Source organism: Endozoicomonas elysicola, assembly GCF_000710775.1.
GTDB lineage: Bacteria > Pseudomonadota > Gammaproteobacteria > Pseudomonadales > Endozoicomonadaceae > Endozoicomonas > Endozoicomonas elysicola.
Window position 1 is genome coordinate 1,936,879 of sequence record NZ_JOJP01000001.1, and the last position, 24,841, is coordinate 1,961,719.

General features: G+C 44.8%; 26 protein-coding genes. 21 read left to right on the forward strand and 5 right to left on the reverse strand.

Going from position 1 to position 24,841, the window contains the following annotated elements:
* Positions 1 to 27: 27 nt before the first annotated feature.
* The 11 genes from GV64_RS08210 to frdD all read left to right on the forward strand — a co-directional run bounded on the left by GV64_RS08210 (position 28) and on the right by frdD (position 10,706).
* A complete protein-coding gene (locus tag GV64_RS08210; protein WP_236632927.1) occupies positions 28 to 2,301 on the forward strand; it encodes a TyeA family type III secretion system gatekeeper subunit in 2,274 nt (757 codons plus the stop codon).
* Between the two features lie 49 nt (positions 2,302 to 2,350).
* Complete coding sequence (locus GV64_RS08215) at positions 2,351 to 2,719, forward strand: type III secretion system chaperone family protein (protein ID WP_020580573.1); 369 nt, start codon at positions 2,351 to 2,353, stop codon at positions 2,717 to 2,719.
* 189 nt (positions 2,720 to 2,908) lie between these two features.
* Complete coding sequence (locus GV64_RS23700; protein WP_020580572.1) at positions 2,909 to 3,340, forward strand: EscI/YscI/HrpB family type III secretion system inner rod protein; 432 nt, start codon at positions 2,909 to 2,911, stop codon at positions 3,338 to 3,340.
* A 204-nt stretch (positions 3,341 to 3,544) separates the two neighbouring features.
* Complete coding sequence (gene sctJ / locus GV64_RS08225; RefSeq protein ID WP_020580571.1) at positions 3,545 to 4,336, forward strand: type III secretion system inner membrane ring lipoprotein SctJ; 792 nt, start codon at positions 3,545 to 3,547, stop codon at positions 4,334 to 4,336.
* A gap of 87 nt (positions 4,337 to 4,423) precedes the next feature.
* Positions 4,424 to 5,116, forward strand: coding sequence for a SctK family type III secretion system sorting platform protein (locus GV64_RS08230; protein WP_020580570.1), 693 nt, complete (start codon positions 4,424 to 4,426; stop codon positions 5,114 to 5,116).
* Complete coding sequence (locus GV64_RS08235; RefSeq protein ID WP_020580569.1) at positions 5,095 to 5,754, forward strand: HrpE/YscL family type III secretion apparatus protein; 660 nt, start codon at positions 5,095 to 5,097, stop codon at positions 5,752 to 5,754. Before GV64_RS08230 ends, GV64_RS08235 begins: the two co-directional genes overlap by 22 nt.
* 173 nt (positions 5,755 to 5,927) lie before the next feature.
* Complete coding sequence (locus tag GV64_RS08240) at positions 5,928 to 7,124, forward strand: amino acid permease (RefSeq protein WP_026257975.1); 1,197 nt, start codon at positions 5,928 to 5,930, stop codon at positions 7,122 to 7,124.
* 291 nt (positions 7,125 to 7,415) lie between these two features.
* Entirely contained in the window at positions 7,416 to 9,191 is a 1,776-nt protein-coding gene (gene frdA, locus GV64_RS08245; RefSeq protein ID WP_020580566.1) for a fumarate reductase (quinol) flavoprotein subunit, read from the forward strand.
* Between the two features lie 10 nt (positions 9,192 to 9,201).
* Entirely contained in the window at positions 9,202 to 9,951 is a 750-nt protein-coding gene (locus GV64_RS08250) for a succinate dehydrogenase/fumarate reductase iron-sulfur subunit (protein ID WP_026257974.1), read from the forward strand.
* Positions 9,951 to 10,340, forward strand: a complete 390-nt coding sequence (locus GV64_RS08255; protein WP_020580564.1) for a hypothetical protein — start codon at positions 9,951 to 9,953, stop codon at positions 10,338 to 10,340. The genes GV64_RS08250 and GV64_RS08255 overlap by 1 nt, the downstream gene beginning before the upstream one ends.
* Before the next feature lie 12 nt (positions 10,341 to 10,352).
* The gene (gene frdD / locus GV64_RS08260; protein ID WP_020580563.1) at positions 10,353 to 10,706 is read left to right on the forward strand and encodes a fumarate reductase subunit FrdD; all 354 of its coding nucleotides are present in this window, start codon (positions 10,353 to 10,355) and stop codon (positions 10,704 to 10,706) included.
* Positions 10,707 to 10,918: 212 nt separating this feature from the next.
* Here frdD and GV64_RS08265 read toward each other — a convergent pair whose 3' ends face one another.
* Positions 10,919 to 11,242, reverse strand: coding sequence for a hypothetical protein (locus GV64_RS08265; protein ID WP_020580562.1), 324 nt, complete (start codon positions 11,240 to 11,242; stop codon positions 10,919 to 10,921).
* Positions 11,242 to 11,661 (reverse strand): hypothetical protein, encoded by a 420-nt coding sequence (locus tag GV64_RS08270; protein ID WP_020580561.1) that lies wholly within the window; start codon positions 11,659 to 11,661, stop codon positions 11,242 to 11,244. Before GV64_RS08270 ends, GV64_RS08265 begins: the two co-directional genes overlap by 1 nt.
* Before the next feature lie 159 nt (positions 11,662 to 11,820).
* On the opposite strand from GV64_RS08270, the gene GV64_RS08275 reads away from it, so the two are divergent.
* Positions 11,821 to 12,516, forward strand: coding sequence for an SDR family oxidoreductase (locus GV64_RS08275; RefSeq protein ID WP_020580560.1), 696 nt, complete (start codon positions 11,821 to 11,823; stop codon positions 12,514 to 12,516).
* A gap of 24 nt (positions 12,517 to 12,540) precedes the next feature.
* Positions 12,541 to 13,200, forward strand: coding sequence for a hypothetical protein (locus tag GV64_RS08280; RefSeq protein WP_020580559.1), 660 nt, complete (start codon positions 12,541 to 12,543; stop codon positions 13,198 to 13,200).
* Here GV64_RS08280 and GV64_RS08285 read toward each other — a convergent pair.
* The 3 genes from GV64_RS08285 to GV64_RS08295 form a co-directional block, all read right to left on the reverse strand.
* The gene (locus GV64_RS08285) at positions 13,195 to 13,518 is read right to left on the reverse strand and encodes an Hpt domain-containing protein (RefSeq protein WP_020580558.1); all 324 of its coding nucleotides are present in this window, start codon (positions 13,516 to 13,518) and stop codon (positions 13,195 to 13,197) included. The genes GV64_RS08280 and GV64_RS08285 overlap by 6 nt on opposite strands.
* 61 nt (positions 13,519 to 13,579) lie before the next feature.
* A complete protein-coding gene (locus tag GV64_RS08290; RefSeq protein ID WP_160171778.1) occupies positions 13,580 to 15,547 on the reverse strand; it encodes a DUF1631 family protein in 1,968 nt (655 codons plus the stop codon).
* 145 nt (positions 15,548 to 15,692) lie between these two features.
* Complete coding sequence (locus GV64_RS08295; protein WP_020580556.1) at positions 15,693 to 15,977, reverse strand: hypothetical protein; 285 nt, start codon at positions 15,975 to 15,977, stop codon at positions 15,693 to 15,695.
* Between the two features lie 261 nt (positions 15,978 to 16,238).
* Here GV64_RS08295 and GV64_RS08300 point away from each other — a divergent pair, with 261 nt between their 5' ends.
* The 8 genes from GV64_RS08300 (at position 16,239) to GV64_RS08335 (ending at position 24,826) form a co-directional block, all read left to right on the forward strand.
* Entirely contained in the window at positions 16,239 to 16,544 is a 306-nt protein-coding gene (locus GV64_RS08300) for a hypothetical protein (protein ID WP_020580555.1), read from the forward strand.
* Between the two features lie 503 nt (positions 16,545 to 17,047).
* Positions 17,048 to 17,938, forward strand: a complete 891-nt coding sequence (locus tag GV64_RS08305) for a TIGR01212 family radical SAM protein (RefSeq protein ID WP_020580554.1) — start codon at positions 17,048 to 17,050, stop codon at positions 17,936 to 17,938.
* A gap of 426 nt (positions 17,939 to 18,364) precedes the next feature.
* Positions 18,365 to 19,006 carry a Crp/Fnr family transcriptional regulator gene (locus tag GV64_RS08310; protein WP_157236870.1) on the forward strand — a complete coding sequence of 214 codons (642 nt, stop codon included), beginning with the start codon at positions 18,365 to 18,367 and terminating at the stop codon, positions 19,004 to 19,006.
* Positions 19,007 to 19,178: 172 nt separating this feature from the next.
* Positions 19,179 to 20,405, forward strand: a complete 1,227-nt coding sequence (locus tag GV64_RS08315) for a NupC/NupG family nucleoside CNT transporter (protein ID WP_020580552.1) — start codon at positions 19,179 to 19,181, stop codon at positions 20,403 to 20,405.
* A 99-nt stretch (positions 20,406 to 20,504) separates the two neighbouring features.
* A complete protein-coding gene (gene deoD, locus GV64_RS08320) occupies positions 20,505 to 21,227 on the forward strand; it encodes a purine-nucleoside phosphorylase (RefSeq protein WP_026257972.1) in 723 nt (240 codons plus the stop codon).
* A gap of 268 nt (positions 21,228 to 21,495) precedes the next feature.
* Complete coding sequence (guaD, locus tag GV64_RS08325; RefSeq protein WP_020580550.1) at positions 21,496 to 22,863, forward strand: guanine deaminase; 1,368 nt, start codon at positions 21,496 to 21,498, stop codon at positions 22,861 to 22,863.
* Between the two features lie 429 nt (positions 22,864 to 23,292).
* The gene (locus GV64_RS08330) at positions 23,293 to 23,808 is read left to right on the forward strand and encodes a GNAT family N-acetyltransferase (protein WP_026257971.1); all 516 of its coding nucleotides are present in this window, start codon (positions 23,293 to 23,295) and stop codon (positions 23,806 to 23,808) included.
* A gap of 97 nt (positions 23,809 to 23,905) precedes the next feature.
* Positions 23,906 to 24,826 (forward strand): Gfo/Idh/MocA family protein, encoded by a 921-nt coding sequence (locus GV64_RS08335; RefSeq protein WP_020580548.1) that lies wholly within the window; start codon positions 23,906 to 23,908, stop codon positions 24,824 to 24,826.
* The last annotated feature ends 15 nt before the right edge of the window (positions 24,827 to 24,841 follow it).

Here is a 24,841-nt window from a genome sequence, read left to right on the forward strand (position 1 = left end):
CCAATTGGAGGGGTTCCAGGGTCTGGAGTGACGCAGCAGCTGACTCCCGCAGCGGTGGCGCAAGGCACTGAAAAGGCTGGGCAGAGTAACGGGCGAGCGATTATTGCATCGAATCCAGCTTCGTTGGTTGCTACCAGTAATATGAGTGAAGAAGCAACGGCGTTGGTTGCTAACCACAAAAAGGCGAGTGACTTCAAAGTATCCAAAGGTAAAACCGAGAGTGAACGACAGCTTGAATTAATCGAAAAAATCAAGATTGTTGAAGAGATTCAGGGTGTTGATGATTTTAAACGGCGTTTTCCTGAAGATTCAAAACAAGACTATCGGCACGAAGATTATCTGAAAGGTGCCAAAGAGCAATTCAAGGATCCTTATCACCAGTATGTCGCTCTTTATGAACTTGCCGTAGATTTTAAAGCCCAGCCTGATGATGAAGTTTTCCAAGCCATTGAAACGCTGGAGCAAGAACACCCTAAATATATTGAAGTTGGCGTAGAAATTTCAAAAGCAGCTGGTTTGCTGGCTGAGAAGTATGATGGTGTTTCGTATACTGAGATTAATCAGAAAGTCTTTGGTCATGTTAAAGATCATAAGTCCCTCTCAGAGGCTTTTAAGGATCTGAATAATAAGCAAGAGTCGACGGAATTTGAAACCAATGTAGACATCAGGCTCAAATTGTTAAGTAGTGATTTGAATAAGATGACGTCTACAACAGAAGATACTCACTTGCGTTCAGTTATTAATGATATGACGACGCTAAAAAGGCTTGTAGGTATCCATGATACTTGTATGGAAGCCCAGGGAGAGATGAGAAGACCTCCGAATAGTGTAGAACAGTTTGATGGCAAACTGTATATGACAAAGTTTTTGGATATATTGGATAAGCAGTTTGTTGTCGGTAGTGACTTTGTCACACTGCTGGATCAAATGGGAATGTCTGATCAGACAATACAGGCCAAAACTGCACTTATTAATAAGACGGCTACCTTGATTCGTGATATTCCAGAAGAAGTTTTTGCTAATGAACAAATTAAAGGTGGTCTCGTAGCGGCTATCGGTGAAGAACAGGATTCACTGGCCTTGATTGAAGAAGGTGGTTGGACTTCGGATAAAGAGTACGGAAAAGTTGGAGAGAAAGAAGTTAATTTAGATGGTTTTATTCGTTCTGGTGACATTCTTGGTGATCTGGGGGTCAATGTCACGGGGGCTCAAGCCAACCCAATACCTGACCTTGTGCCGACTCAGGATACCGCTGTAAGTCCACTGCCTGACCTTGTGCCGACTCAGGATACCGCTGTAAGTCCACTGCCTGACCTTGTGCCGACTCAGGATACAGCTGTAAGTCCACTGCCTGACCTTGTACCGAGTCAGGATACCGCTGTAAGTCCAATGCCTGATATTGTACCAACCCAAAAAGCACAGGTTGAAGCTTCTGGCACAGTAGATAAAGTTTCTGCTGGTTCAGCAAAAAATACCACCGCGGAGGTTTCAGCAAAGGGCAGTATCGATGGGCTTCCCGATAAGGAGCTTATAAAAAGGCAGGATGAGCTTCTGGATAAGGCTCGTGGCCTGCAAGAGAAAAAAGATACAGATTTTGTGTACGGGTGTGCTGTGACTGGTTTGGAGCACGCTCTGAATAATGATCCGGATACCCTGTCGGCATTGAGTGCTGTCGCCAAGAAACGGGGTAAAGGAACATTCGCTCAAGGTCTGAAAATTGCCATTACTCCAGAGGGAAGTGGGAAGGAATTAAAGCTTATTCCTCCAGATAAAGAAGCGCTTCGAGCATGGCAGGCACAGAATCCAGATAAGAGTGTTGCTGACCTTGTTCAGACAGCAATCGATGTTTTGAAAAATAATCGTGACTCAGGCTTCGATCTGGAAAAAATAAATAATGAGCTTGCCAGCCTTAAAGGGGCTATTTCTGATATAGACTCGAGAATAAGAAAATCTCACTATACAAAATCTTTGAAAAATGCCTTTAAAAACCCAAGGAAGGAGCCATTGTTGCGTCAACCTGGGGTCGATACTTTTGACAATATAGAGTCTTCTCACAAATTTAGAATCAGGGCGGATCAGAGGTCTGTGGGTGAAATCAAAGCTGAAGCTGATACGCCAGAAAAAAATGGTGTCGCTGCTCAAAAAGAAAAAGTCGATGCGGCTTCAAAAGATCAGCAAATAGAACCGGTTATGGGCAATCAGTGGCGGATGCCAACATACACTGGGTTTGATAATCCTTCTGTTGGGGATATAACACCATTTGAGGATAAAGATGGTGATGGCTATATGATGGATGACTAAGTCATTCATGTACGTTTTATAATAAAAACTGATTTCTGGAGAGAGCACCATGGACTGGCGCAATAATGTAATCACTGAATTAGGTGAGGGCATGGGTATCAGAGGACTTGATTTTGGCGATACCGGCGTTGTCTGCTTTCAGATTGAAGGGGCAGGCTCTCTCTATATGGAGCAGAAAGAAGACGGTATTTTGATGTATCTGGTTCGAGAAATGGATAGTTTCAATAGTTTGCCAATTTTAGAGCGCGCACTGGCAGAGTGCCATTATAAAAAAAGCTTCCCCTATCCTTTACAGGTAGGTGTTCAAGAGAACCAGCTGTTTATCTGCTTATTTATTCATGATGTCGATTTCAACCGACCAAGCGTAGAAAGTGCAATGCAGTTTCTGATGAATAAGGTGGATGAGCTAAAATTATAAATGAAATAAATAAAAAATATAAAAAGCTGTAGCAGGCTCTGCTGACATAAGTATTCTTTCTCAGCATCAAGCCAGGATGCTTCTGGTTAGGCGTAAGAGCACAGGCATGCTAATGCCAGTAGATCCTAAAGCAGCAAAGAGGATTTATAAGTACCTCAAACCAATAAATAATGAACAGAGGTTACTATCATGGCGGACAATCTTATCAAGACGGGTGATCTTGCCGATAAGGCTTTGGAAAAAACGCAGGAAGGCTTTGCCAATCCTGATCAACCTGAAGAAGGGGCCGCGGGACGTTTTGCTGAGCTGGTATCTGGGCAAACGCCGGATGAGGCTGTACAGGCAGCAAATTTCAAGCCCATAGAAGTGACTGCAAACCCCGATGCACCAGCCCTGACACTGGGAGATAAGGTGCTTAAAGGCATGCAGGGGCTCAGGGATCATGTGGAAAGCAGGGCTGATTTGGTGAAAATGCATCTGGCACCTGGTGAGGCTATGGGTATGAAGGATATGTTTAAGACCCAAATGGCTATGACTAACCTGATGATCACCGAAGATTATATCGGAAAAATTGTCAGTAAGAGCACTCAGACATTCGATACACTGTTACGTAATCAATAAATCATAAGTATCCAGACATATTGGATTCATATGACTGGGTGCTGATGTATCTATAAGCTGAAGGAAAACCTGATGATTTTCTTTCAGCTTCCCTCCTTAACTATATCTTTCGAAACTATACTCTGAAAATTATAATTTTTCTCTTCAACTGGCCGTTAAAAGTAAGAGCAATAAATATTTTAACGTGCATAAGGTTGGCTCGTCATGAAACAGGGGTTTGTCCAGAGCTTTAGATATACAGTGCTGTGTCTCTTCAGCCTTTTATTGTTGGGGTGTAAAGTCGAGCTTTATTCCGGGCTTGATGAGAAAGAAGGCAACGAAATGCTGGCTATTCTCATCGATAATGATATTCCCAGTGAAAAACTGGTGGATAAAGATAAGATAGTCACCATCATGGTTGACGGGAGTGATGTTTCAAGATCTGTTAAGGTATTGAACAGCTTGGGTTTTCCAAAAGAAAAGTATTCATCAATAGGTGATATTTTCCCAAAAGACGGGCTGATCTCATCGCCAACGGAAGAACGAGCTCGATATACCTACTCAATGTCTCAGGAGCTGTCCTCAACCTTGTCAATGATTGATGGGGTGATAGTGGCCAGGGTACATGTTGTATTACCACAGGAGCAGGACAGTCTTACCGATGTTAACTACCCGTCATCTGCTTCTATATTTATCAAGTATACCCCTGAGCTGGAGCTTGCCGGCTTGATCCCAAAAGTGAAAACCCTGGTAGCTAACAGTATTGAGGGGCTTTCCCTGGAAAAAATCACGGTTTCATTGTTCCCGGCGACACGCTTGAACTCAGGCAGTTTTGCCAAGCCATCAACAGAAACTGTGTTATTTGTTGATGTTACTCCCAACTCCGCAGGGGTTATTCGAATTGTTGTCTATTCTTTGATTCTCTTGCTGGTTTTAGCGCTTGGTGCCTGTGGCTACTTCTTCTGGATGATGGAACAGAAGAAAAAGAAGAAGAAGAAAAAATCTATTGATAGTTAACAGCAGAGAGATTTTCTTAAGGCTCTGTGTGCAGTCAAACGATACAGGTGCTTGTTGAGAGTGAATGTGGTTAGAGTGAAATGACCAATGAACAGTAATAATGTTTTTCAGGAATATAATGGAACAACTCTGTTCAATCATATGGTTGAGTTCAACTTATTTCCCATTCGTTATGTGCACATGAGCTGGCTGAAAACGGATGAGCATTTCAGGTTACTTAAAGGGCTTCAGTCCAGTGTGCCGGCGCAGTTTAATATATCCAGCTATTTGCTGAACAAGTTTGGTATCGCGAATGAGTTTGATTATGATTTTGGCCGCTTGGATAAAAGGGTAGTTTTTGCCAGTGCCAAAGAAATTGAGCGTCTGGCTTTTTACCTGGGACTGATACTAAACGAGGGGACTGTCCGGTCAGTCATTCGTCGGGATGAGCGTGTGGCTTTGCAAAAGTGTCTAGGGGAAGAAGCCTATCGCTTTGCAGTGAAAAAAGCACAGTTTCTCAGCAGAGCTTCGGAAAAATCCGGCCCCAGTCTGCTCATTGACTGGCAGCATCTGGACCGCTTCAAAGCGTACCTGGAAACCAATGGCCAGCAGGTTATTTCCATGGCGTTTTCTGACTTACCCGGTGCTTTTCGACAGCGATTGATTTTAAAAATGCCCAGCAGCTGGAAAAAGACATTAAGCTCCCCGGATGCGGGGGGGCTGAGTAAAGCTCAATGTGTGAAGTTACTGGTAAAAACGCATAAAGAGGTGAATGGACAGTGGCGGCACCTGTTATCCTGAATAATGTCCAGCTTGAGCTGGATCCAACCTGCAAGGTTCTCAAGGCTGATGACTACGTTGTCTATCTTGAGGCACAGGAAATTATTAAGGCTGCCCAGCAGCAGGCTGCGGGTATTGCTGAGGAAGCCCGCAAGGCGTATGAGCATGAAAAAAAGCGGGGGTATCAGGATGGTATGGCTCAAAGTAAGGCTGAACAGACTGATCATATGTTGAAAGTGGTCAGCAGAACCATCAACTATCTCTCCGATATTGAAGATACGCTTGCGAACATTCTGTTGTCCGGTGTTAAAAAGATCATAGGTGAGTTTAACCAGGAAGATCTTGCCATCAGTCTGGTCAAAAATGCGCTTCAGCATGTCAGAAATGAGAAGCACGTAACTATTCGTATACCGCCTGCACAATACAGTGCCGTACAGGCGCGACTGAATATGATACTGGCAGACTATAAAGGGGTTGGTTTCATTGACCTTGTTGCCGACCCACGACTTGCAGTTGGTGACTGCATTATGGAGAGTGAAATTGGGGTTGTCGATGCCAGCGTTGACGTTCAGTTACTGGCATTACAGAAGCGGTTTGACAGCCTCAAATCCATCGCTGCTCGTACCCGGGAAGCTGAAGTGGCTAATAAGGCCCCGTGATGAGTTCTGGAAATAAATAACGTACTGAACTTTACTATATTCATTTTTGAAATAAGCAGAATTTACCTGCAATTCAGACTGACTTTGTCCAACAGGACATAAATAGGCAAGCATCTTTGCTAAATTCCCCTATCTTTATCACTGAAATTTATAATCAGTGATGGTGCTCGCTTATGTCTGAACCAAGTCGTTCCACCGTAATTGGCAGTGCTTTGATTTTGGCTGGAACGGCAATAGGAGCAGGCATGCTGGCATTGCCATTGGTATCAGCGAGTACCGGATTGATACCCGTAATCATTCTTTTTCTGGTAACAGCATTCTTTGCCGTAATTTCCGCCTTATATGCTTTTGAGGCCAATGTAGCCATTAAACCAGGCTGTAATTTGTACACAATGGCGAGCAGAACGCTGGGGCGTATTGGTAAAGTTCTCTCGGCTATTGCGCCACTTGGTCTTTTTTATGCGCTGATGTCTGCTTATTTCTCGGGAGGAGGGTCATTACTGGCACAGTATGTTCAGGTTGCTATTCCAGGGGCATCTTCTCAATTGTGTGTGATTCTGTTTGCCCTGATTGCTGGTGCGTTTGTCTATTACAGTACCCGGGCAGTGGACCTTATCAACAGAATTTTCTTCAGTTTGATGATTATCACTTTCATACTTGCACTGATTTCTCTGGCTCCATCGGTGCGTTATGAGAGCATGACTCATTCGACAGATGTCGGGTATTTCTCACTGATGGCAGCGCTGCCTGTGATATTTACTTCATTTGGTTACCATGGTGGTATACCCAGTATCATCATCTATCAGAGAAAGCAGCTGGCACATATTCCTCTTATCTTTTTACTGGCTACGTTGATTCCATTAACCGTCTATACGCTGTGGTTGATTGCAGTAATGGGGATTCTGCCAGAAGCAACATTACTGCAAGTCAGCCAGTCTTCCGGAGCAACCGCCCATTTAATCTCTGAATTAAGCCGAGATGATGACATGCATACTATCTTGTATCTGTTTTCTGACCTGGCTCTTTTAACTTCGGTACTGGGGGTTGCCCTAGGCCTGTTTGACTATCTTGCCAATTTACTGCAGCGTGCAGATACCCGTATTCATCGATTACAAACCGCTCTGGTGACTTTTATTCCTCCGGTAATTTTTGCCATTATGTTTCCGGATGGTTTTGTTGCAGCGTTAGGTTATGCAGCAATTGCTCTGGCAATACTGGCAATACTGCTGCCTACCGCAATGGTTTATGTACTCAGGAAAAATACAGAATACAAAAATTCGTTCCGGGCTCCAGGTGGAGTTGTTTTGATGTCTCTATGCTTTTTATTTGGTTGTATTGTCATCCTGTCTCAGCTTATCTCCAGGCTATAGGTTTTTTTACGTAATCTTGGTGAGTGGAGCGAAGTTGTTTGAGGTTTAAAAAGTATACCTGCCTACCGCAAAATGATTGCTGTTGTTTATAGTGATTACTCCTATATCTCCATATATAAAATATGGTTTTTCCGAAACATTGATTTATTTTTGTTCTATGTCAATGGCATTGATTTTGGGGTTATATAAACTCTTGTCCTAGATTTTTAACCCTTCTCTAATTATTCGATTTAGCCAGTTCTCTGGCTATCCCTGTTTGGGGTAGTGGTGAATGGTGATAGAGGTTTGCGTATGCAGGTCATAAAGGCTGATGTAGCCATTGTCGGTGCCGGAGGTGCCGGTCTTCGGGCTGCGATTGCCGTTGCAGAAAAAAATCCTGAACTAAAGGTAGCACTGATTTCCAAAGTGTATCCCATGAGAAGTCATACCGTTGCGGCTGAAGGTGGTTCTGCCGGGGTGGTTCAGGATCATGATTCTCTGGAAAATCATTTTGTTGACACCGTTGCGGGTGGTGACTGGCTATGTGATCAGGATGTAGTGGACTATTTTGTGTCCCATGCCACAGAAGAGATGATCCAGCTGGAGCACTGGGGTTGCCCATGGAACCGTAAGCCGGATGGCGACGTGAACGTTCGTGCCTTTGGTGGTATGAAAATAGAGCGTACCTGGTTTGCTGCAGACAAGTCTGGCTTCCATATGCTCCATACACTCTTCCAGACTTCCACTCAGTACCCATCAATTGAGCGTTACGACGAGTATTTCGCCACTGATCTGATTATGGAAGATGGTCGTGCTCAGGGTGTTGTAGCGATCGAAGTGAAAACCGGGGAACCTAAAGTATTCCTAGCGAAATCTGTAGTACTGGCAACAGGCGGCTCTGGTCGTATTTTCCGTTTTAACACCAATGGTGCCATTGTAACCGGCGATGGTCATGCCATGGCTCTGCGTGCGGGTGCGCCTCTGCGCGACATGGAATTTGTCCAGTATCACCCAACTGGCCTGCCAGGCTCTGGTGTTCTGATGACCGAAGGTTGTCGTGGTGAAGGCGGTATTCTGCTGAACAAGGATGGTTATCGTTATCTTCAGGATTACGGTCTGGGACCAGAGACACCAGTTGGTCAGCCAAAGAACAAATACATGGAGCTGGGTCCACGGGACAAGCTTTCTCAGGCTTTCTGGCAGGAGCAGCGTAAAGGTCGCACCATTGATACGCCGCTGGGTGATGCCGTTCACTTGGACCTGCGTCATCTGGGTGAACAGAAACTGATGGAGCGTCTGCCTCTGATCTGTTCCCTGGCGAAAAACTACCTGGGTGTTGATCCGGTTCATCAGCCAATTCCGGTTCGTCCTGCTGTTCATTACACCATGGGTGGTGTTAGAGCGGATATTAACTGTGCTACTGATCTGGCGGGTCTGTTTGCTGCTGGTGAATGTGCCAGCGTGGGTATGCACGGTGCTAACCGTCTGGGTTCAAACTCTCTGGCAGAGACTGTGGTTTTCGGTAAGGTTGCCGGTGAAAGTGCGGCTGATTTTGCCAGTCAGAACGTGATGTCTGATGAAAGTAAATTGCTGGATCAGGCAAAAGCGCACTTGGCAGCCATTGAAAGCCTGCGCAACGCAAACGGCACTGAAAAGGCATCTCACTTGCGTCACGAAATGGTGAAAGCCATGGAAGACAGTTTTGGTATTTACCGGGTTGGCGAAGAGATGCAGGCCGGTCTGGACAAAATCTCTGAACTTCGTGACCGTTTCAGAAACGTTAAGGTAGAAGACAAGAGCAAGGTATTTAACACCGAATTGTTGCAGGCTTTCGAACTGCAAAGTTCTCTGATGGTCGCTGAGTGTATGGCTATTGGTGGTGTTGAGCGTAAAGAATCCCGTGGTGCGCATCAGCGTATTGATGGCTTTGAAGCCCGTGATGATGTCAACTTCCTGAAACACTCCATCACCTTCTTCAATGGTGATGCCAAGCCGCGTCTGGAATATGAAGACGTTAATGTAACCCGCTTCCAGCCAGAAGAGCGTGTGTATGGCGCGGCGGCTGAGAAAAATGGTGAAGGGAAGTAAGGGGGCTGCCATGAGTGATAAAACCATAACCATCGAGATTCTGCGTTACAACCCGGAAACCGATGACAAGCCAACCTTTGGCACCTTTACCATTCCTTATGTCGAAGCCTGGTCTATGCTGGATGCCCTTGAGCACATCAAGGACGAGCTGGATTCAACACTGGCCTATCGCTGGTCCTGTCGTATGGCAGTGTGTGGTAGCTGTGGCATGGTGATTAACGGTACGCCGAAGCTGGGCTGTGAAACCTTCCTGCGAGATTACTACCCGAACACAATCCGGGTTGAACCACTGGCTAACTTCCCGATTGAGAAGGATCTGGTGATTGACTCTGAAGACTTCATCAAAAAGCTGGAGTCTGTGAAGCCCTACATCATCAATGCGATGGAGAAGCCGGTTGAAGAAGGTGTGAATAAACAGACACCGGCTCAACTGGGACTGTACAAGCAGTTCTCCATGTGCATTAACTGCATGCTCTGCTATTCCGCGTGTCCACAGATGGGCTTGAACCCATTGTTCACCGGACCGGCAGTGATTGCTCTGGGTCACCGCTACAATCTGGATAGTCGTGATGATGGCTATGAGCAGCGAACTGAAGTGATTCAGGGCAAGAATGGCGTCTGGTCCTGTACCTTTGTGGGCTACTGTTCTGAGGTTTGCCCGAAGAATGTCGATCCGGCTGCTGCCATCAATCAGAATAAATTGCAGGGTTCCCAGGACTGGGCGCTCTCTTTCCTGATGCCACGTAAAGGAGACAAGTGATGAGTCGTCGTCCCTATGTGCGCCCCATGAAGCGCACCTGGTATATGGATCACCCTTATTACCGCAATTACATGATTCGGGAGTCTTCCTGTGTCGTTGACGGTCTTTATGCGCTGAACCTGTTCGCAGGACTGGTGCAACTGGTGCGAGGTGAAGCCGCCTGGAACAGCTGGCTGGCTTTACAGGCTAACCCGCTGATGATTCTGTTCAGTGTGGTGACTCTGGGCCTGACCATTTATCACGCCGTGACTTACTTTGAGATGACGCCACGGGTTCTGCCTCAGCAGATCCGTAAGATGGTCAAGGATCATGTGGTCAACAAGCTGATGTACGTCGGTTTGGCTGTATGTTCAGCGGTTATCCTGGCAGCTTCTGTGTTTGGACTTTAAGGGAGAGGGAAGATGAGTAATAAGCGTCATATTGAACCTCTGTTATGGAGTCTGTTTGGTGCGGGTGGTACCACCATCGCCTTTTTCTTTCCGGCCATTATTTTTGTGGTTGGATTGGGTGTGCCTCTGGATATTATTCCGGCGGAAGCGCTTTCCTATGAACGGATGTCCGCATTCTTTCTGGAAAGCTGGATTGGCAAGCTGGCTCTGATGGTGGCACTGGTGCCTTCTTACTGGGCCTGTATTCACCGTATCTATCATGGTTCACATGATTTGGGCTTTCATCCGGGAGTGGGTGTTAAGGTCGCTTGCTATGGTGGGACTCTGATTCTCAGCCTGGCAACGATTACTCTGCTGTTGGTCTAATCCGATAGAATAACAAGGGGCTGAATAAGCCCCTTGTTATACCAATCGAACTTTCTAACTACGCTATTGCGCTGGAGATATGAACACCAGACCATCGTTAGAATTCCTCACAATAGCCCTGCTATTATTCGTCATTCTGCCTTGTTCTGACGTCCATATCTCCATGCTCATTACGGTAGTTAGAAAGCACGATTGGTATTATTTGGTTTGAGTTAAGATGAACTTTCAGGCGATTTAATTCTTTCCTGAAGGTATTTTTGTTCAATTCTTCTCTGATTTCTGGAACAGTTAACTTCCTGCTCAAGTGTGGAATTAGTTTTTTTTATGTGTTCTTCCTGCTCGTAGATCAATGCTGCAATCTGGTTGTGGATATTTTGAGTGATCTTGTCGACCAGCTGATTACGATTAATTTTGGTCAGAGAGTGCTTCTGAATAAATGTATCCACAGCTACTCTGGACATGACGCCAAGAAGACTGTCATGTTCGTCTGCTTGTTGAATTATTAAACTGAGACTATCAATCTTCCCAAGGTTCATTACAGTAGTTCCTTCGTGAGTTCCGGTAGTTTTTCCAGTACATAGAGCTTAACGAAGTGGTTACCAATAGTATGTTGAGCATCTTCAGGTAGATCAATGCTGTGCTTTTCTAGTAAGGATAGGGTTTGGTCCAGTTTTACAAGACTATCGCAATGCTGCTGAATTGCTGAAGAGAGTCCTGACCATTCACTCCTTTCAGCAAGTTGTACAATAATATCCAGATTATGAGGGGTAACTTGTCGATTGCTTAGCCTCTGGCCTTCAGTGCTTTTTGCTGATTTGTGATGGTATACCCGTGAATCAGCAAATTGAGCCTCTTTGGTCCTGAACTTACCTTTTGCTTTAGCCTTTATGCCAGACTCTTCTGACAGAGAAGTCTGGGTAGGCTGAATGGTTGTCCGGGATATGTCTTTTGCCATGGTACGTACCTGTCCGTGGTAACGTTGTAATACAGCCATTTTGCCATAAAGTAAGGTGGCTGCTTATCTTGTGTTGAACGGATGTCGTTATAAGGTTAAATATCGGCCATTTTGTTGTAAGTTCTATAAAGAATCTTTTTCTATACCACTGGAGGTCATATGCAGAAGGTAGTTGTGGTGACTGGTGTGAGCCGAGGACTTGGACTTGAGCTTTGTCGCCAATACCTTTCAGAGGGGGCTAAAGTGTATGGTTGCTGCCGGTTTCCGGAGCAGTCACAGCAACTTCTGGAGCTAAAACGCAATGCGGGCTACCAGTTTGAGTTGGTGCCTCTTGATATTACCCAGCCCGGAATGATTCATAATCTGCAATATGTCATTGAAGAGCCTATTGATATCCTGGTCAATAATGCCGGTATTTACGGTCCCTCCGGGCTATCTTATGATGAAGTGACTGTTGATCCCTGGATGGAGGTGCTTCGGGTGAATACTGTTGCGCCCATGATGGTTACTCAGGCTTTGGTTGAGAAAGTGGCTGAGAGCCATGATAAGAAAATTATCATGATGTCCAGTAAAATGGGGAGTGTGGGTGATAATCAGAAAGGAGGCAGTTATATCTACCGTTCTGCTAAAGCAGCACTGAATGCAGTGGGTAAAAGTCTGGCCATTGATCTTGCCGGGAAGGGGGTCAGCGTAGGTATTTTGCACCCGGGCTGGGTACAAACAGATATGGGTGGAGCTAATGCCCTGATAGATACTGAGACCTCGATCCGGGGTATTCGAAAAGTCATTGAGCAACTTTCTTTGAAAAACAGCGGCCAGTTTATCAATTATGATGGTTCAGTGATTCCCTGGTGAATTAACTAATCTGGTGAAATTTGAATGGCATCTATTGTTCAATCGTTACGCTTTTTTTCTTGTTATGGTTTGAGTTTGACAGCCTTGTTCCTGTTGGCAGCGGTTCCGTCTGAAATTATTGGCTTCTACCTTCATCAGTCTTTTGCAACCACTGGAGAGCTGAGCGGTGGGTTTGTTGACCTGCTTACCTCCGTATTGATCGAGCCTCTTGCCACAGGGGCGGCTATTTTCTTTATTGAGAGTCGTGATCAGGGAGGGAAGTTAAGTATTTACGACAGTTTAATGAAATCAACAGGCATCTATTTTCCGTTGGCTACCAGTTATCTGTTAGTGTTTGTGATGGTTACGCTTGGGTTGAGTCTCTATCTGATACCAGGTTTTTATCTGTTGTATAAACTGATGTTTGTGGAATATCGGGTTGCCCTGAAAAAAGAACAACCAATGGAAGCTATCAGAGCCAGCTTTAACCAGACGAAGGGGAGGTGGTCTTTGTTGTTTCTACCCTTTGTAGTTCTGCTGATCATTCTGCTGTCTTCTCAAACCCTGATTGGTTATTTATTGACGAGCCAGGGGGATGATATGCTGTTGCAGGTATTTGGTGGTGTTTTTGAGTCTCCCTTTATGGCATTTGCTGTTGTAGTTGGATATCGACTATTCAGTCTAACCAGTGAACCGCTCTCATAAATTGGGGTAGTGGGCTTCAATACTTTTGAAGCTATCATGCAGCTTAAGAAACAGAGGTTCATAACGCTCAGACTCAATCTGCTGTCCAGAATACTCCAGGTCTCCTGCAAGTGAGGCTAATTGATCCGCTCCGACAATAGCGGCTCCCCCTTTAATACGATGGGCAAAACTGACAATAAGCGCATTTTGGTGGTTATTGACCGCTGTTTTTAAATTCAGGATATCTTCCCGGGTACTCTGGAAAAAGGTTGATAACAGTTCTTCCAGTAGTGTCTCGTCACCATCAACAACTTGATTTAAATTTTCCAGATTTAACATAAAGCCTTCCGTACAGATGTTTAATAAGATAGTTAGTCGCCATTAAAACTGAGGGCTTTAATCAATGCTTTTTGAATCGCTCCATGACAGCTTGAATGGCACGATCAAAAATGGGGTTCTCTTCCATGATCCGGACTGAACCATTCTCAATTCCTTTCCTGAGGTCACTTCCGGATCGCTCCGCGACCCGCATTCCTGAGCGGTTTACAAAAATGTAGCGATGCCGGTCCTTACTGAGCCGGGCGAGCTTGCAGCGGAGGCGGTGAGAATCACCCTCGCCAATGAATTCAACCCATTGACCCGGATGCAATTCGTCAATAATGATGGGTTCAAGTGTGGAGTGGTAATCTTGTTGCTCACCAGTTATTTCATTTGATTTGCCCACGGTCAGTTCGAGTTCCAGGCGATCTTTATCCATCTCTGTGTTGACTTCTGAAAGTGATATTTCCTGTGGACTTATACCTGGTTTAACAGAGGAGAGAATGATCTCTTCTTCGAGTTCAGTTTCTCCTTCCGGCATTATTTCAGCCTGGAAATCAATGGTATTCTCTTGATCTTGATCTTGATCTTGATCTTGATTCAGGTTTTCTAATGGCTGTTCATTACTTTCAATTGGGTGGTTTTGGTTTTTCGAATCATCATGCTCAGGTTGCAGGATAATATTCAGGTTGTATTGGAACCCATCCAGGCAATCCTGGAATATATCCGGGTTTTCACTGTGATCAGAGACGATTGTTCGAACAGTGTGTTCAATCAGCATCAGCACATGGCTACTTAGTTTTGGGTCTTTGCAATACTGCATCCCAGCAGAGGTTAAGGTGTTTAACAAGAGGCGTGCGGGATGTTCCTGATCAGTTAAAAATGCATCATCCAGAATGGCTTGCTTTAAGATCGGAATCTGTAAAAGAGCTATCGTTTTTTTGATTTCATCAGGAAGGTTATGATCTTCCAGTATGTACTCAAATAACCAGCCAATCATATTGATCAGATCTTCGTGGTGACGTGAAAGCTTTGAGCTCACGCCCTGTATTTCCATAGCACCAATAACGGAGTTGTGAAGGTTTCTTATTGAAATCTGTTGCTCAAGAATCTCCAGCTGAAGTGTGCTGAGGACATTGGCCAGATCAATGGCCCTCACCCTGTTGGCCTTGGCCTCTGGGATGAGTTCATCTTCTGCCAGCATGTCTTCTAATCGGGATACCAACTTGTCAGCAAAGGCATCCAGAAACTGTGGGCTCTCCATTTCAGGATAGGGATCTTGATGTACGGCTGGCTGTCTTGATTTGTAGGATTGGGGAATAGACACAAGTTTTTGATCAGTGCTTGAACTGCTGTTTCTCTCCAATATTTCCGGTGGAGATAGCTGCTTGGGTTTCAGCCCTTTATCAATGAGTAGTTGATCGACTTTTAGCCAAAGCTCATCAGCTGGTTTTTTCAAGTGACAGGCAAACCAGACGAATAGCTGTTGCTCAATATCATGATCTGGGTGCAGGCTTTCAATAGCGGAAGAGAAGCTTTCACATATCCGCTCCGGCATGGCCGGATAAGTGCCTTCATGCAGAGGGTACTTAGACTCAAGACAGAGTTTGATTCGGCAAATGCGCTCTGAGTTATTACTGCTCTCAAAATGTTTGGTTGCAGAAAACCAGAGAAGTTTATGGTCAAGCTCGGCATTGTCCAGTAGCTCCAGCGTCAATGCACCCTCGTTTTGCTTTGAATGTTCATTCTCAATATTGGTCAAATTATTGATAAAGCACTTTTTGATGGATGATTCGGATTTCTTTAGACGGTTCTTGATATCTACCCAGCGCATTATGTCCTGATCATTGTTGATTTCTTCCAGGTGTGCTTCCAGTTGAGAAGACAAAGCAGGGATCAGTTTTTCGGCCTCAGGATAAATGATCGCTTGAACCAGTTGATTTAACTCAGAAAAAAGAGAGCATTGCGGAGGTTTGTCATCACCACTTCGGCTTAGAGGTATAATGTTGGAAGACTGAGCTGACATGCTGGCCACATCCCTGTACTGCACTGACATCACCTGCGGGATAAGTACCCACAGAGACCATTCACATCATTTAATTATAATTATATTGAAAGCTCTTAATTAGAATAAGAAGCAATAAAAAAGGAGAGGAGTCTGCCATTTGTCAAATAAATGACAACAAGCCAGAATGTTATCCCTCTCTGAGTTCTTTAGCTATTTCTTTAGCCTTTTCAAGTGCTTTATTGAAGCCATTTTTAAACAGATTTTCACGAATCTGCTTCTGGAGCTCTTCCGGTGTAATTTCACCATTTTCTGCAGTGCTTTCTGCAAGCTTGTTTTCTTCCTTGTTTTGCACAAGATCAGAAAATGCCTGAGATTGCATCGGATCAATACGGTCTACAGGTTTGACGTTGCCAACCTGTCCAGAGTTATCAGAGGGTAAGTTTTCTACATTCTTGTTAGTAATGAATGACATACTCAGGCTCTCCATTGCCCAGTTCAAGCTGGCTTCTTTTGTATTATGTCAATGTCGCTTTATCGGGCGGCATTGTTCGCTAATGCTTTCAATCCTTCTAATGATCAGTCTAGATTATGAATAGAGATTATAAAAAGATAGATGCTCTTGTTTTTGCTTGATGATCGTTATTTGGTTCAACGAGCTGACAGCTGGTCTGCTGATCATAAAGCCACCTGCCATACCGCCGACAACTGAATCTAGTACAGCCGGGAGATAACTATGAGCGGTGAGCATTTTACGTTAACGATCAGCCAAAGCACATCTGACGCCGGCGATTTTGCCATACATATGAAAGAACCAGATAAACCTGAGCAGCTATTAGTACATTTAAGGTTTATGCCTTTAGCCATGTTTGATGAAACGTATCTGGATGATTTGGTTGGAGTAATGGCCAGAAAACTGGCCAAGAGAATTATCGAGTGGCGTGTGGCACCCGATGATCCGGATGCCATGCAGGCCTGTCAGGATGAAGCCCGTGCTGTGGTGCAGGAAGCCCTTGAAAAAATGAAAAAACACCCTGAATAGCCATTTCAGGTGTTAATATCCAGATGGGAAAACCATTAATTTATACTGAAGAGCATGACTTGATCATGGAAGTCCTTCCTCGTTTAATCACTCCACCTGACTTCTTCAACCCTTAGGCTCTGTGACATAAGGTTCCTTTCCCAGTTCAAGCCAGAATGCTTCTGACCAGGCGCAAGAGCACAGGAATACTGGTGCCTTTCAAGTTCTTGCAACAACGGTAGAAGCATTCTGGCTTAGGCCGTTGTGTGGTTCGTAAAGCCGCTTTCCTGCTTCGTTGAACTGGTTTCAATGTAGAGCCACTACACCTGCACCAGTTCGCCTTGTGGAATACAGCTTTACGAATCAGGCTATGCGCCCCGCTGGGTTTGGAATTTTGTCAACAGACTCTAATATGAGAGCGTTCGATTAAGCATTGGCCATTAGGTCATGCGTTGAATTCCCTATAGGCGAACATACAGACAGCCGGTATGTTGTAGCGATTTTTTATTATGAAATGACTCTCTATGGACATGACCCGCTTCGTGAATACTTTTGGCCGTTATCTTCGGCAGAAGTACGGGGAAAAAGTGCACAAAGTTTCGGTGAATGCATCATTTACCTGTCCAAACCGAGACGGCAGTAAAGGTATTGGTGGCTGTACATTTTGTAATAATGCCTCTTTCAGTCCAGGCAGTACGAAAGCCGGTGATATTTCTGAACAGATCCGGCAGGCTCAGGAAAAGGTTGGGGCCCGTACCGGGGCCAAAAAATTCATTGCCTACTTTCAGTCCTACAGTAATACCTATGGTTCTCTTGAAGATCTCAAGCGCTATTATGATGAGGCGCTGGCCCAGCCAGGTGTGATAGGTCTTGCTGTTGGTACGCGCCCTGACTGTGTGCCGGATCCGGTTCTTAAACTGCTGTCAGGCTATCAGGATCAAGGTTATGAGGTTTGGTTGGAGCTGGGCCTTCAGTCAAGCTTTGATCACACCCTTGAACAGATCAACCGTGGGCATAGCTATAGCGATTATGAGGATGCAGTAATCAGGGCAAAAAAATATGGCCTTAAGCTGTGTACTCATCTGATTGTAGGGCTGCCTGGAGAAGATCCTGAGGACTCGCTGGTGAGCTTTGATCGTGTCATTGAGCTTGGGGTTGATGCCATTAAAATACACCCGCTCCACATTGTTAAAGGCACTCAAATGGCTCGACAGTGGCGTAAGGGAGAGGTTCGTGAGTTAACGATGGAATCCTATACGGATGTGCTGGCAAAAATGATTCTACGCTCACCAGAAGGATTATTGTTTCACAGGCTGACGGGGTCAGGTGAGCGACAGTATCTTCTTTCGCCAGAGTGGACAATGCATAAGTGGGATGTGCTGGGGGCTCTTTATAAAAAGCTTGAAACGAGTTGAAAATTGCTGGCTTATTTTATGTGAATCCTTACATAGAGGCTGCTATAGGCAGCCGTTAAAACTCTCATCCAATTATTTTTTATCCAGAATATTATTCTCAGTTGATCAAAGGATAATTCCTTCGCTGAGAAAATACAGATCCCAGTCTATTGAGTCTGGCTTCGATTTTTACTTAATACTGTATCCAGTAGCAATCTATTTCCACGGCATGTTTTCATAAATGTCGATGTTGCTGCGTTCATTACCGCTAGCGAACTAATGACCTGCTGGCATAATGCTGGCATACCTCTTTAGATTCCGATTTTCATACTCGTTTTTTCTTTCTTGTTTACGAGCTCCACTATCATCCCTGAATAGCTCTCTAAGAAAGCTGAATTCAATACTGAGTAGAAAGAATAGAGCTATTTATCTTTTTTGGGAGGCGGTGTGCTCCGGGATTTTGATACAAAAATATATCATCGTTTATTGACAGTACCTGGAGGAAGGCCGGTTCGATATGCTGCGGGTCAGGTCATCTGTTTTCAGGGGGGGGAGGCCAATGCTCTGGTCGTTGTCTCGGGTGCTGATATTAAGGTGCAGTATGTCTCAGCATCCGGGAGAAAGTATACCCTCGGTCAGGAAGAAAATTATTTCGGGGTGTTGGGGGAAATGGAGCTATTCAGCGGCTCAGGAACCCATATGCTCAGTGTTGTTGCCGTTAATCCCGTTGTTGGTTATCAGCTTACCCGTGAGAAAGTTCTGGGTGCTTTGGTAAAAATGCCCGATCTTGCTCTGGATTTTCTCGCACTGATGTCAAACCGGTATCACACGACGGTGACCAGAGCGATGGAGAATATTCTCTATGGCCTTCGATTCAATGCGCTTAAAAGACTGGTTGACCTGTCCGATGCGGCCGATCACGGTGCTTTTACGGTTGCTCAGGACATTGAGGCTGAGAGTTTGGGAACCTCTTCCCGAGCGTACCGGAGAGTTTTAAAGAGTCTTATTGATGAAGGTGTGCTGGAGAAGCATGGAAATAGTTTCAAACTTATCAATCCGGAGCATGCTTTTTCAGAAATACAGACATGAATCAAAAAATGATCAAGTTTTAACAAAAAACGCATTCAACAGGACAATTGTCCTTTTTTACGAAGCCTCTGTTGAATAAAGATAGGGGCAATTAAGGCCAGCCTTATTTCTTGAGCGGTTTTCATTGAAAACTGTGGGCATCATTTTTCTTGTTTATTGTTAGGGGGCACTCATGGGTATCTTCATGAGCCTGTTTGGTATGGCAATGCTTATCGGGATTGCGATACTTTTTTCGGAAAATCGAAAAGCGATAAATGTACGGACTGTTTTGGGTGCATTACTTATTCAAATTGCGTTCGGTGCATTTGTTATGTATGTCCCCGCAGGTCAGACAGTATTACAAGTTGCATCCAGTGGTGTGCAAAGTGTTATTAACTTTGCCAATGATGGCCTGGCTTTTGTTTTTGGTGATCTGGCCAGATTTGAAGTCGGTTTTGTTTTTGTAATTAATGTCCTGTTTGTCGTTGTTTTTATCAGTGCATTAATCTCAGTTCTTTATTATTTAAACATTATGCAGGCGGTCATTAACGTAATTGGCGGTGTACTGCATAAGCTTCTTGGTACCAGCCGGGCAGAATCTCTCTCAGCAACGGCGAATATTTTTGTGGGTCCTATTGAAGCACCCTCCATGGTTAGACCTTTTGTTCAGGGCATGACCCGCTCTGAGCTATTTGCGGTGATGACGGGGGGGCTTGCTTCCGTAGCGGGCGGTACCATGATCGGTTACATCAATCTGGGCATCGATATCAAATATATTCTGACCGCCTGCTTTATGACGGCTCCGGCAGGGTTATTGTTTGCGAAGCTGATTTGCCCGGAAACCGCTGAACCAGCCAATAACGTCAATGATGTGATCGACCAGTCTGATGAGAAGCCTGAATCCATTCTGGATGCTATTACCCAAGGCTCCATGGTTGGTCTGCAGCAGGTCGCCTGTGTGACGGCGTTGTTGATCTCATTTGTTGCCATGGTGGCTCTGGTCAACGGTATTGTTGGTGGGCTGGGTGGCTTGATTGGTTTTGACGGCATTACGGTGCAGAGCATTCTGGGCTATCTCTTGTCACCTCTGGCCTTTGTTATGGGGGTGCCCTGGAGTGAAGCTACTCAGGCAGCCTCTTTTATTGGCCAGAAAATCATCATTAATGAGTTTGTTGCCTATATCGACTTTGTGAAGGTTGCAGCAGAACTCTCTCCCAAGACTCAAGCCATTGTTACTTTTGCACTCTGTGGCTTTGCCAACATTGGCTCCGTTGCCATGGTGGTGGGTGGTCTGGGTGGTCTTGTTCCTGGCCGCAGAAAAGAGATGAATGCGCTGGCAATGAAAACACTGCTGGCGTCGGTACTTGCCAACTTGATGAGTGGCACTATTGCCGGATTGCTGATCGGACTTGGCGGTTAATCAATAATTGAAACCTGCCGGACCTATAAACCTCAGGGGGAGTTGACCGGCAGATTTGTGACCCTGACATAGACAGTTGTATCGTTGGAGTTTGAATCCGTGAGTACTGCACACATTAATGCGAAGCCAGGCGATTTTGCAGAAACTATTCTGATGCCGGGGGACCCGCTTCGAGCCAAGTTTATCGCTGAAAACTATCTGGATGATGCCAGAGAAGTGACCAACGTCAGAGGTATGCTGGGTTTTACCGGAACCTATAAAGGCAAGCCGGTGTCTGTCATGGGACATGGTATGGGTATACCATCTGCCTCTATTTATTTTCATGAGCTGATTACTGTTTATGCAGTGAAAAACCTGATACGTATCGGCAGCTGTGGTGCAATTCATGACGATGTAAAATTGATGGATCTGGTCATTGGCATGGGAGCCAGCACTGACTCCAAAGTCAACCGTATCCGCTTAAGGGATCATGACTTTGCTGCGTTGGCTGACTTCTCTCTCCTGCGTACAGCGGTTGAGCAAGCGGAACAGAAAGGTTTATCGGTTAAAGTGGGCAACCTGTTTTCTTCTGACCTGTTCTACCGCCCGGATGAGGACCTGTATCCACTGATGGCCAGTCATGGAATTCTGGGTGTTGAGATGGAAGCGGCTGCACTTTATGGTGTTGCTGCAGCACTGGGAGCCAAAGCACTGACTATTTGCACCGTCACTGATCATATTCTGCGCCATGAGGCCCTGGGAGCGGATGAGCGTCGCACGACTCTGAATGATATGATCACTCTGGCGTTGGATACCGTTGATCAAATGGATGAAAAATCCTGATCTCTACGTGATGTGTAACTAACCATATGGCATCATACTTTCTGAGTAAGTGGTCAATCACTCTTCAGCGTTACAACTTTGGTCATATAGCTACGGCTATGCTCCCGCCATTGTGCCTTGCATAGTAACTGTCCACTCACCCAGAAATATTCGATTCCATATGGTCAGCTACTTATTGTTGATTAATTGAATGGGCGTGGTTTCTTTATGAATCACGCTCATTTTTTATATGGCTTCCTTCGAATCTAATTGGCCCACAGGTTTAGTAATGAATCACGATGATATTCTTTTCGGCATATTGGGAAATGCTTTTCATTGCCCGGTTCTTGGAGAGTTTGAATTTCTAGAGAATGTACTGATTACCATCAATACTGACGGTGAGATTGATTCTCTTCTAAAGCCTGATGAATATGCAGTCAGTGATATTATGGAGGTGCTTGAGAGAGAAAACCGTCTGGTCAGGTTAAAGGAGAAGCAATACCTTATACCGGGGTTGATTGATTTGCATTGCCATGCCCCACAGTGGCCTCAAATGGGTAAGGGGCTGGATCTTCCCCTGTATAACTGGCTGGCGAATTATACATTTCCACTGGAAGCTAAATATCAAGATCTGGAGTTTGCCAAACGTGTTTATGATGATCTGGTCCAGTCTACCTTAAGTAGTGGTACAACCAGTGCCGTTTATTTCTCCAGTATTCATCTTGAGCCAACGAGGGTACTTGCAGATACCTGCCTGGAAAAAGGGCAACGGGCTTTTGTTGGTAAAGTCTGTATGGATGATGTTGAGCAATGCCCTGATTATTATCGCCAGAGCGTTGAAAAGAGCCTCTATGAAACCGAAGCGTTTCATCAGTATGTTTCAACGATGTCGGGCAATCATGGATTGATTTCATCCGTGGTTACGCCACGATTTATACCCAGCTGCACAGAAGGTCTTCTCAAAGAGTTAGGACAGTTTGCCACCAATAATAACTGTTATGTGCAGACTCACTGCTCCGAAAGTGACTGGGCGAGAGAGTATAGCCAGCAAAAATACGGTGAAACGGATATTTCTGTTTATGAAAAAACTGGCTTGCTGGGTAGAAAAACCATTCTCGCTCACTCGATTTTTCTGACTGAACAGGATGTTATCAAAATACAGGATTATGGTGCCAGTATTGCTCACTGCCCTTTGTCGAATATGTACTTTGCCAATGCAGCTATGGAAACTCGAGAACTGCTCAACAGAGGATTACACTGCGGTTTGGGCAGCGATGTGGCGGCCAGTGTGACACCTTCAATGTTGCGGTCTTGCTTTGATGCGGTCACTCACTCCCGGGTTAGGGAAGAGGGCACCTCGACAAAACTGGCAGCAGGTGAGCGAGGAGAGGCGAAGACGAGAATTTCATTCCTTGAAGCATTCTGGATGGCGACAACCGGCGGTGGAAAAGCACTTGATAAGAATATAGGGGTGTTTCGAAGAGGTTTCAGTTTTGACGCGGTTCTGGTGGATGCCAATATTCAGGACTGTGATTTGAAAATATGGCAAGCGTTGGATAGTGCTTCGGATATTCTGGAAAAAATTATATCGACCACTAACAGGCAGAACATCATAAAAGTATGGGTGCAGGGTAGGGAAGTTGTTTGTAAACAATAATTAGCGGATCAGGTGGAAACAATACTATAGGTGTTTTTTTCACCTGATGTAAATGATTTAAAATCATGGGTTTAGTAATGTGACGCATGGTTATGTCCTATAAAAAATGGATTTTTTTCTTTGGCTTTCTATTAAATGAAATCGAAATTTTATTTTTAATTTAAAAAAAGAATAATTCTATCAGGTGTCTTTTAAAGGAAAAGTTCATATTGAGTATTATAATTCCTGCCAAAGGTGTTTGGGGCTTTCATCTTTTCTTCCTTAATTAATAAATCAAGCCTGCTAAATGGAATAGATAATCTTAACACTTCAGCTTGATTGGATATTGCTAGGCGTTTTAAACGATATGGTTGGGCTATAGATATATAAATAAAGCCTGTATCGCTTTTGCCGATGTTTTACCTGATAGCTGACTATCAGGATAATGATATGCATATAGACCTGGGTAATGGTTACTGCCTCAGAAGGTTCCTTTATGGGGATGCCATCTCTTTGGCCAAGCATGGTAATAACGCTAAAATTGCGAAAAATCTTCGGGATACTTTTCCGCATCCCTATACGATCGAACATGCCAGAGCCTGGGTGCAACATGTAAAAGAGCATGAGACCAAAACCCGGTTTGCCATTGATTTTGGTGGTGAGGCTATCGGAGAGATTGGTTTTGTGGTTCAGTTGGATGTTCATCGCTTCGGGGCAGAGATCGGCTTTTGGGTTTCAGAGGAACACTGGGGTAAAGGGATTATGACCGGTGCTCTGTCCTATGTTTGTCAGTATGCATTTGATGAAATGGGGCTTGTTCGAATTTTTGCAGATGTTCAGGCTCGCAATGAGGGGTCCCGTCGAGTTTTGGAAAAGTGTGGTTTTGAGCTTGAAGGCGTGATGAGAAAACACGTTTATAAGGATGAGCAGTTTATAGATCAGTTGGTTTTTGCTTTAGTCCGCTAGTTGTAATTTTTGTCTTTCTTCTCTTATTTAGTAACATCACTTCTCCCCCTTTCTGGGGTGAGAAGTAATGTAGCGGCTAAAGAAATGAGAGAAAGTAATGAGAATTGGTTTGATCGGTCTGGGAGATATTGCACAGAAGGCATACTTGCCAATTCTTACGGAATTTCCTTCTGTTGAAGCTGTTTTCTGTACCCGAAGCCGTCAGGTTCTTAGTGAGCTTGCAAAGAAATACCGGGTAAATGACTTTTGTTGCGATTATAAACAGCTTCTGAATATGGGTGTTGATGCTGTCATGATCCACAGTGCCACCTCAACCCATGTGGACATAGCCAGCTACTTTCTTAAAAACAGTATTCCCGTGTTTGTGGATAAGCCCTTGTCCACTGACTTCGGCGACTGCGAAAGACTGCATGACTTAGCCGAAAGTGTCAGGCAGCCCCTTTTTGTTGGTTTTAATAGACGCTATCTTCCAATTTTAAAAGAACCCCTGTTACAGGAGTCCAAAGAATCACCTTTACTCTATTTCCGCTGGGAAAAAAATAGACATAACCTGCCAGGGGCTCCGCGAACATTTGTTTTTGATGACTTGATTCACCCACTGGATAGTGTGAATCAATCTGCAGGTGTTAAACCGGAAGACCTATTGATATCAGAACAGATGTCTAATTTCGGCCTTAACAGGCTTGATATTCAATGGCAGGCAGGAAGTACTTTGATACAGGCTTCTATGAATCGGTTGAATGGAATTACCAATGAGCGGATCACTTTGTGTTATGAAAACCAGTCGTACCTGTTTGATAGTTTTCATACTGGAGTCCTTCAAAAAGCCAGTCGGGAACAGTTGGTTCGCCTGCCCGACTGGACGCCGATGCTGGCAAGTAAAGGATTTAACGCTATGATTGAACACTGGCTGGAAGTGGTCTCGAAAGGAAAATTGGCCGAGGATATTATTGCAAGAAACCTCAGGACTCACCTGCTGGCTGAAACGATCTGCCAGCAGGTTGAGAAACAGATTTAGGGGAGATAACCCCTA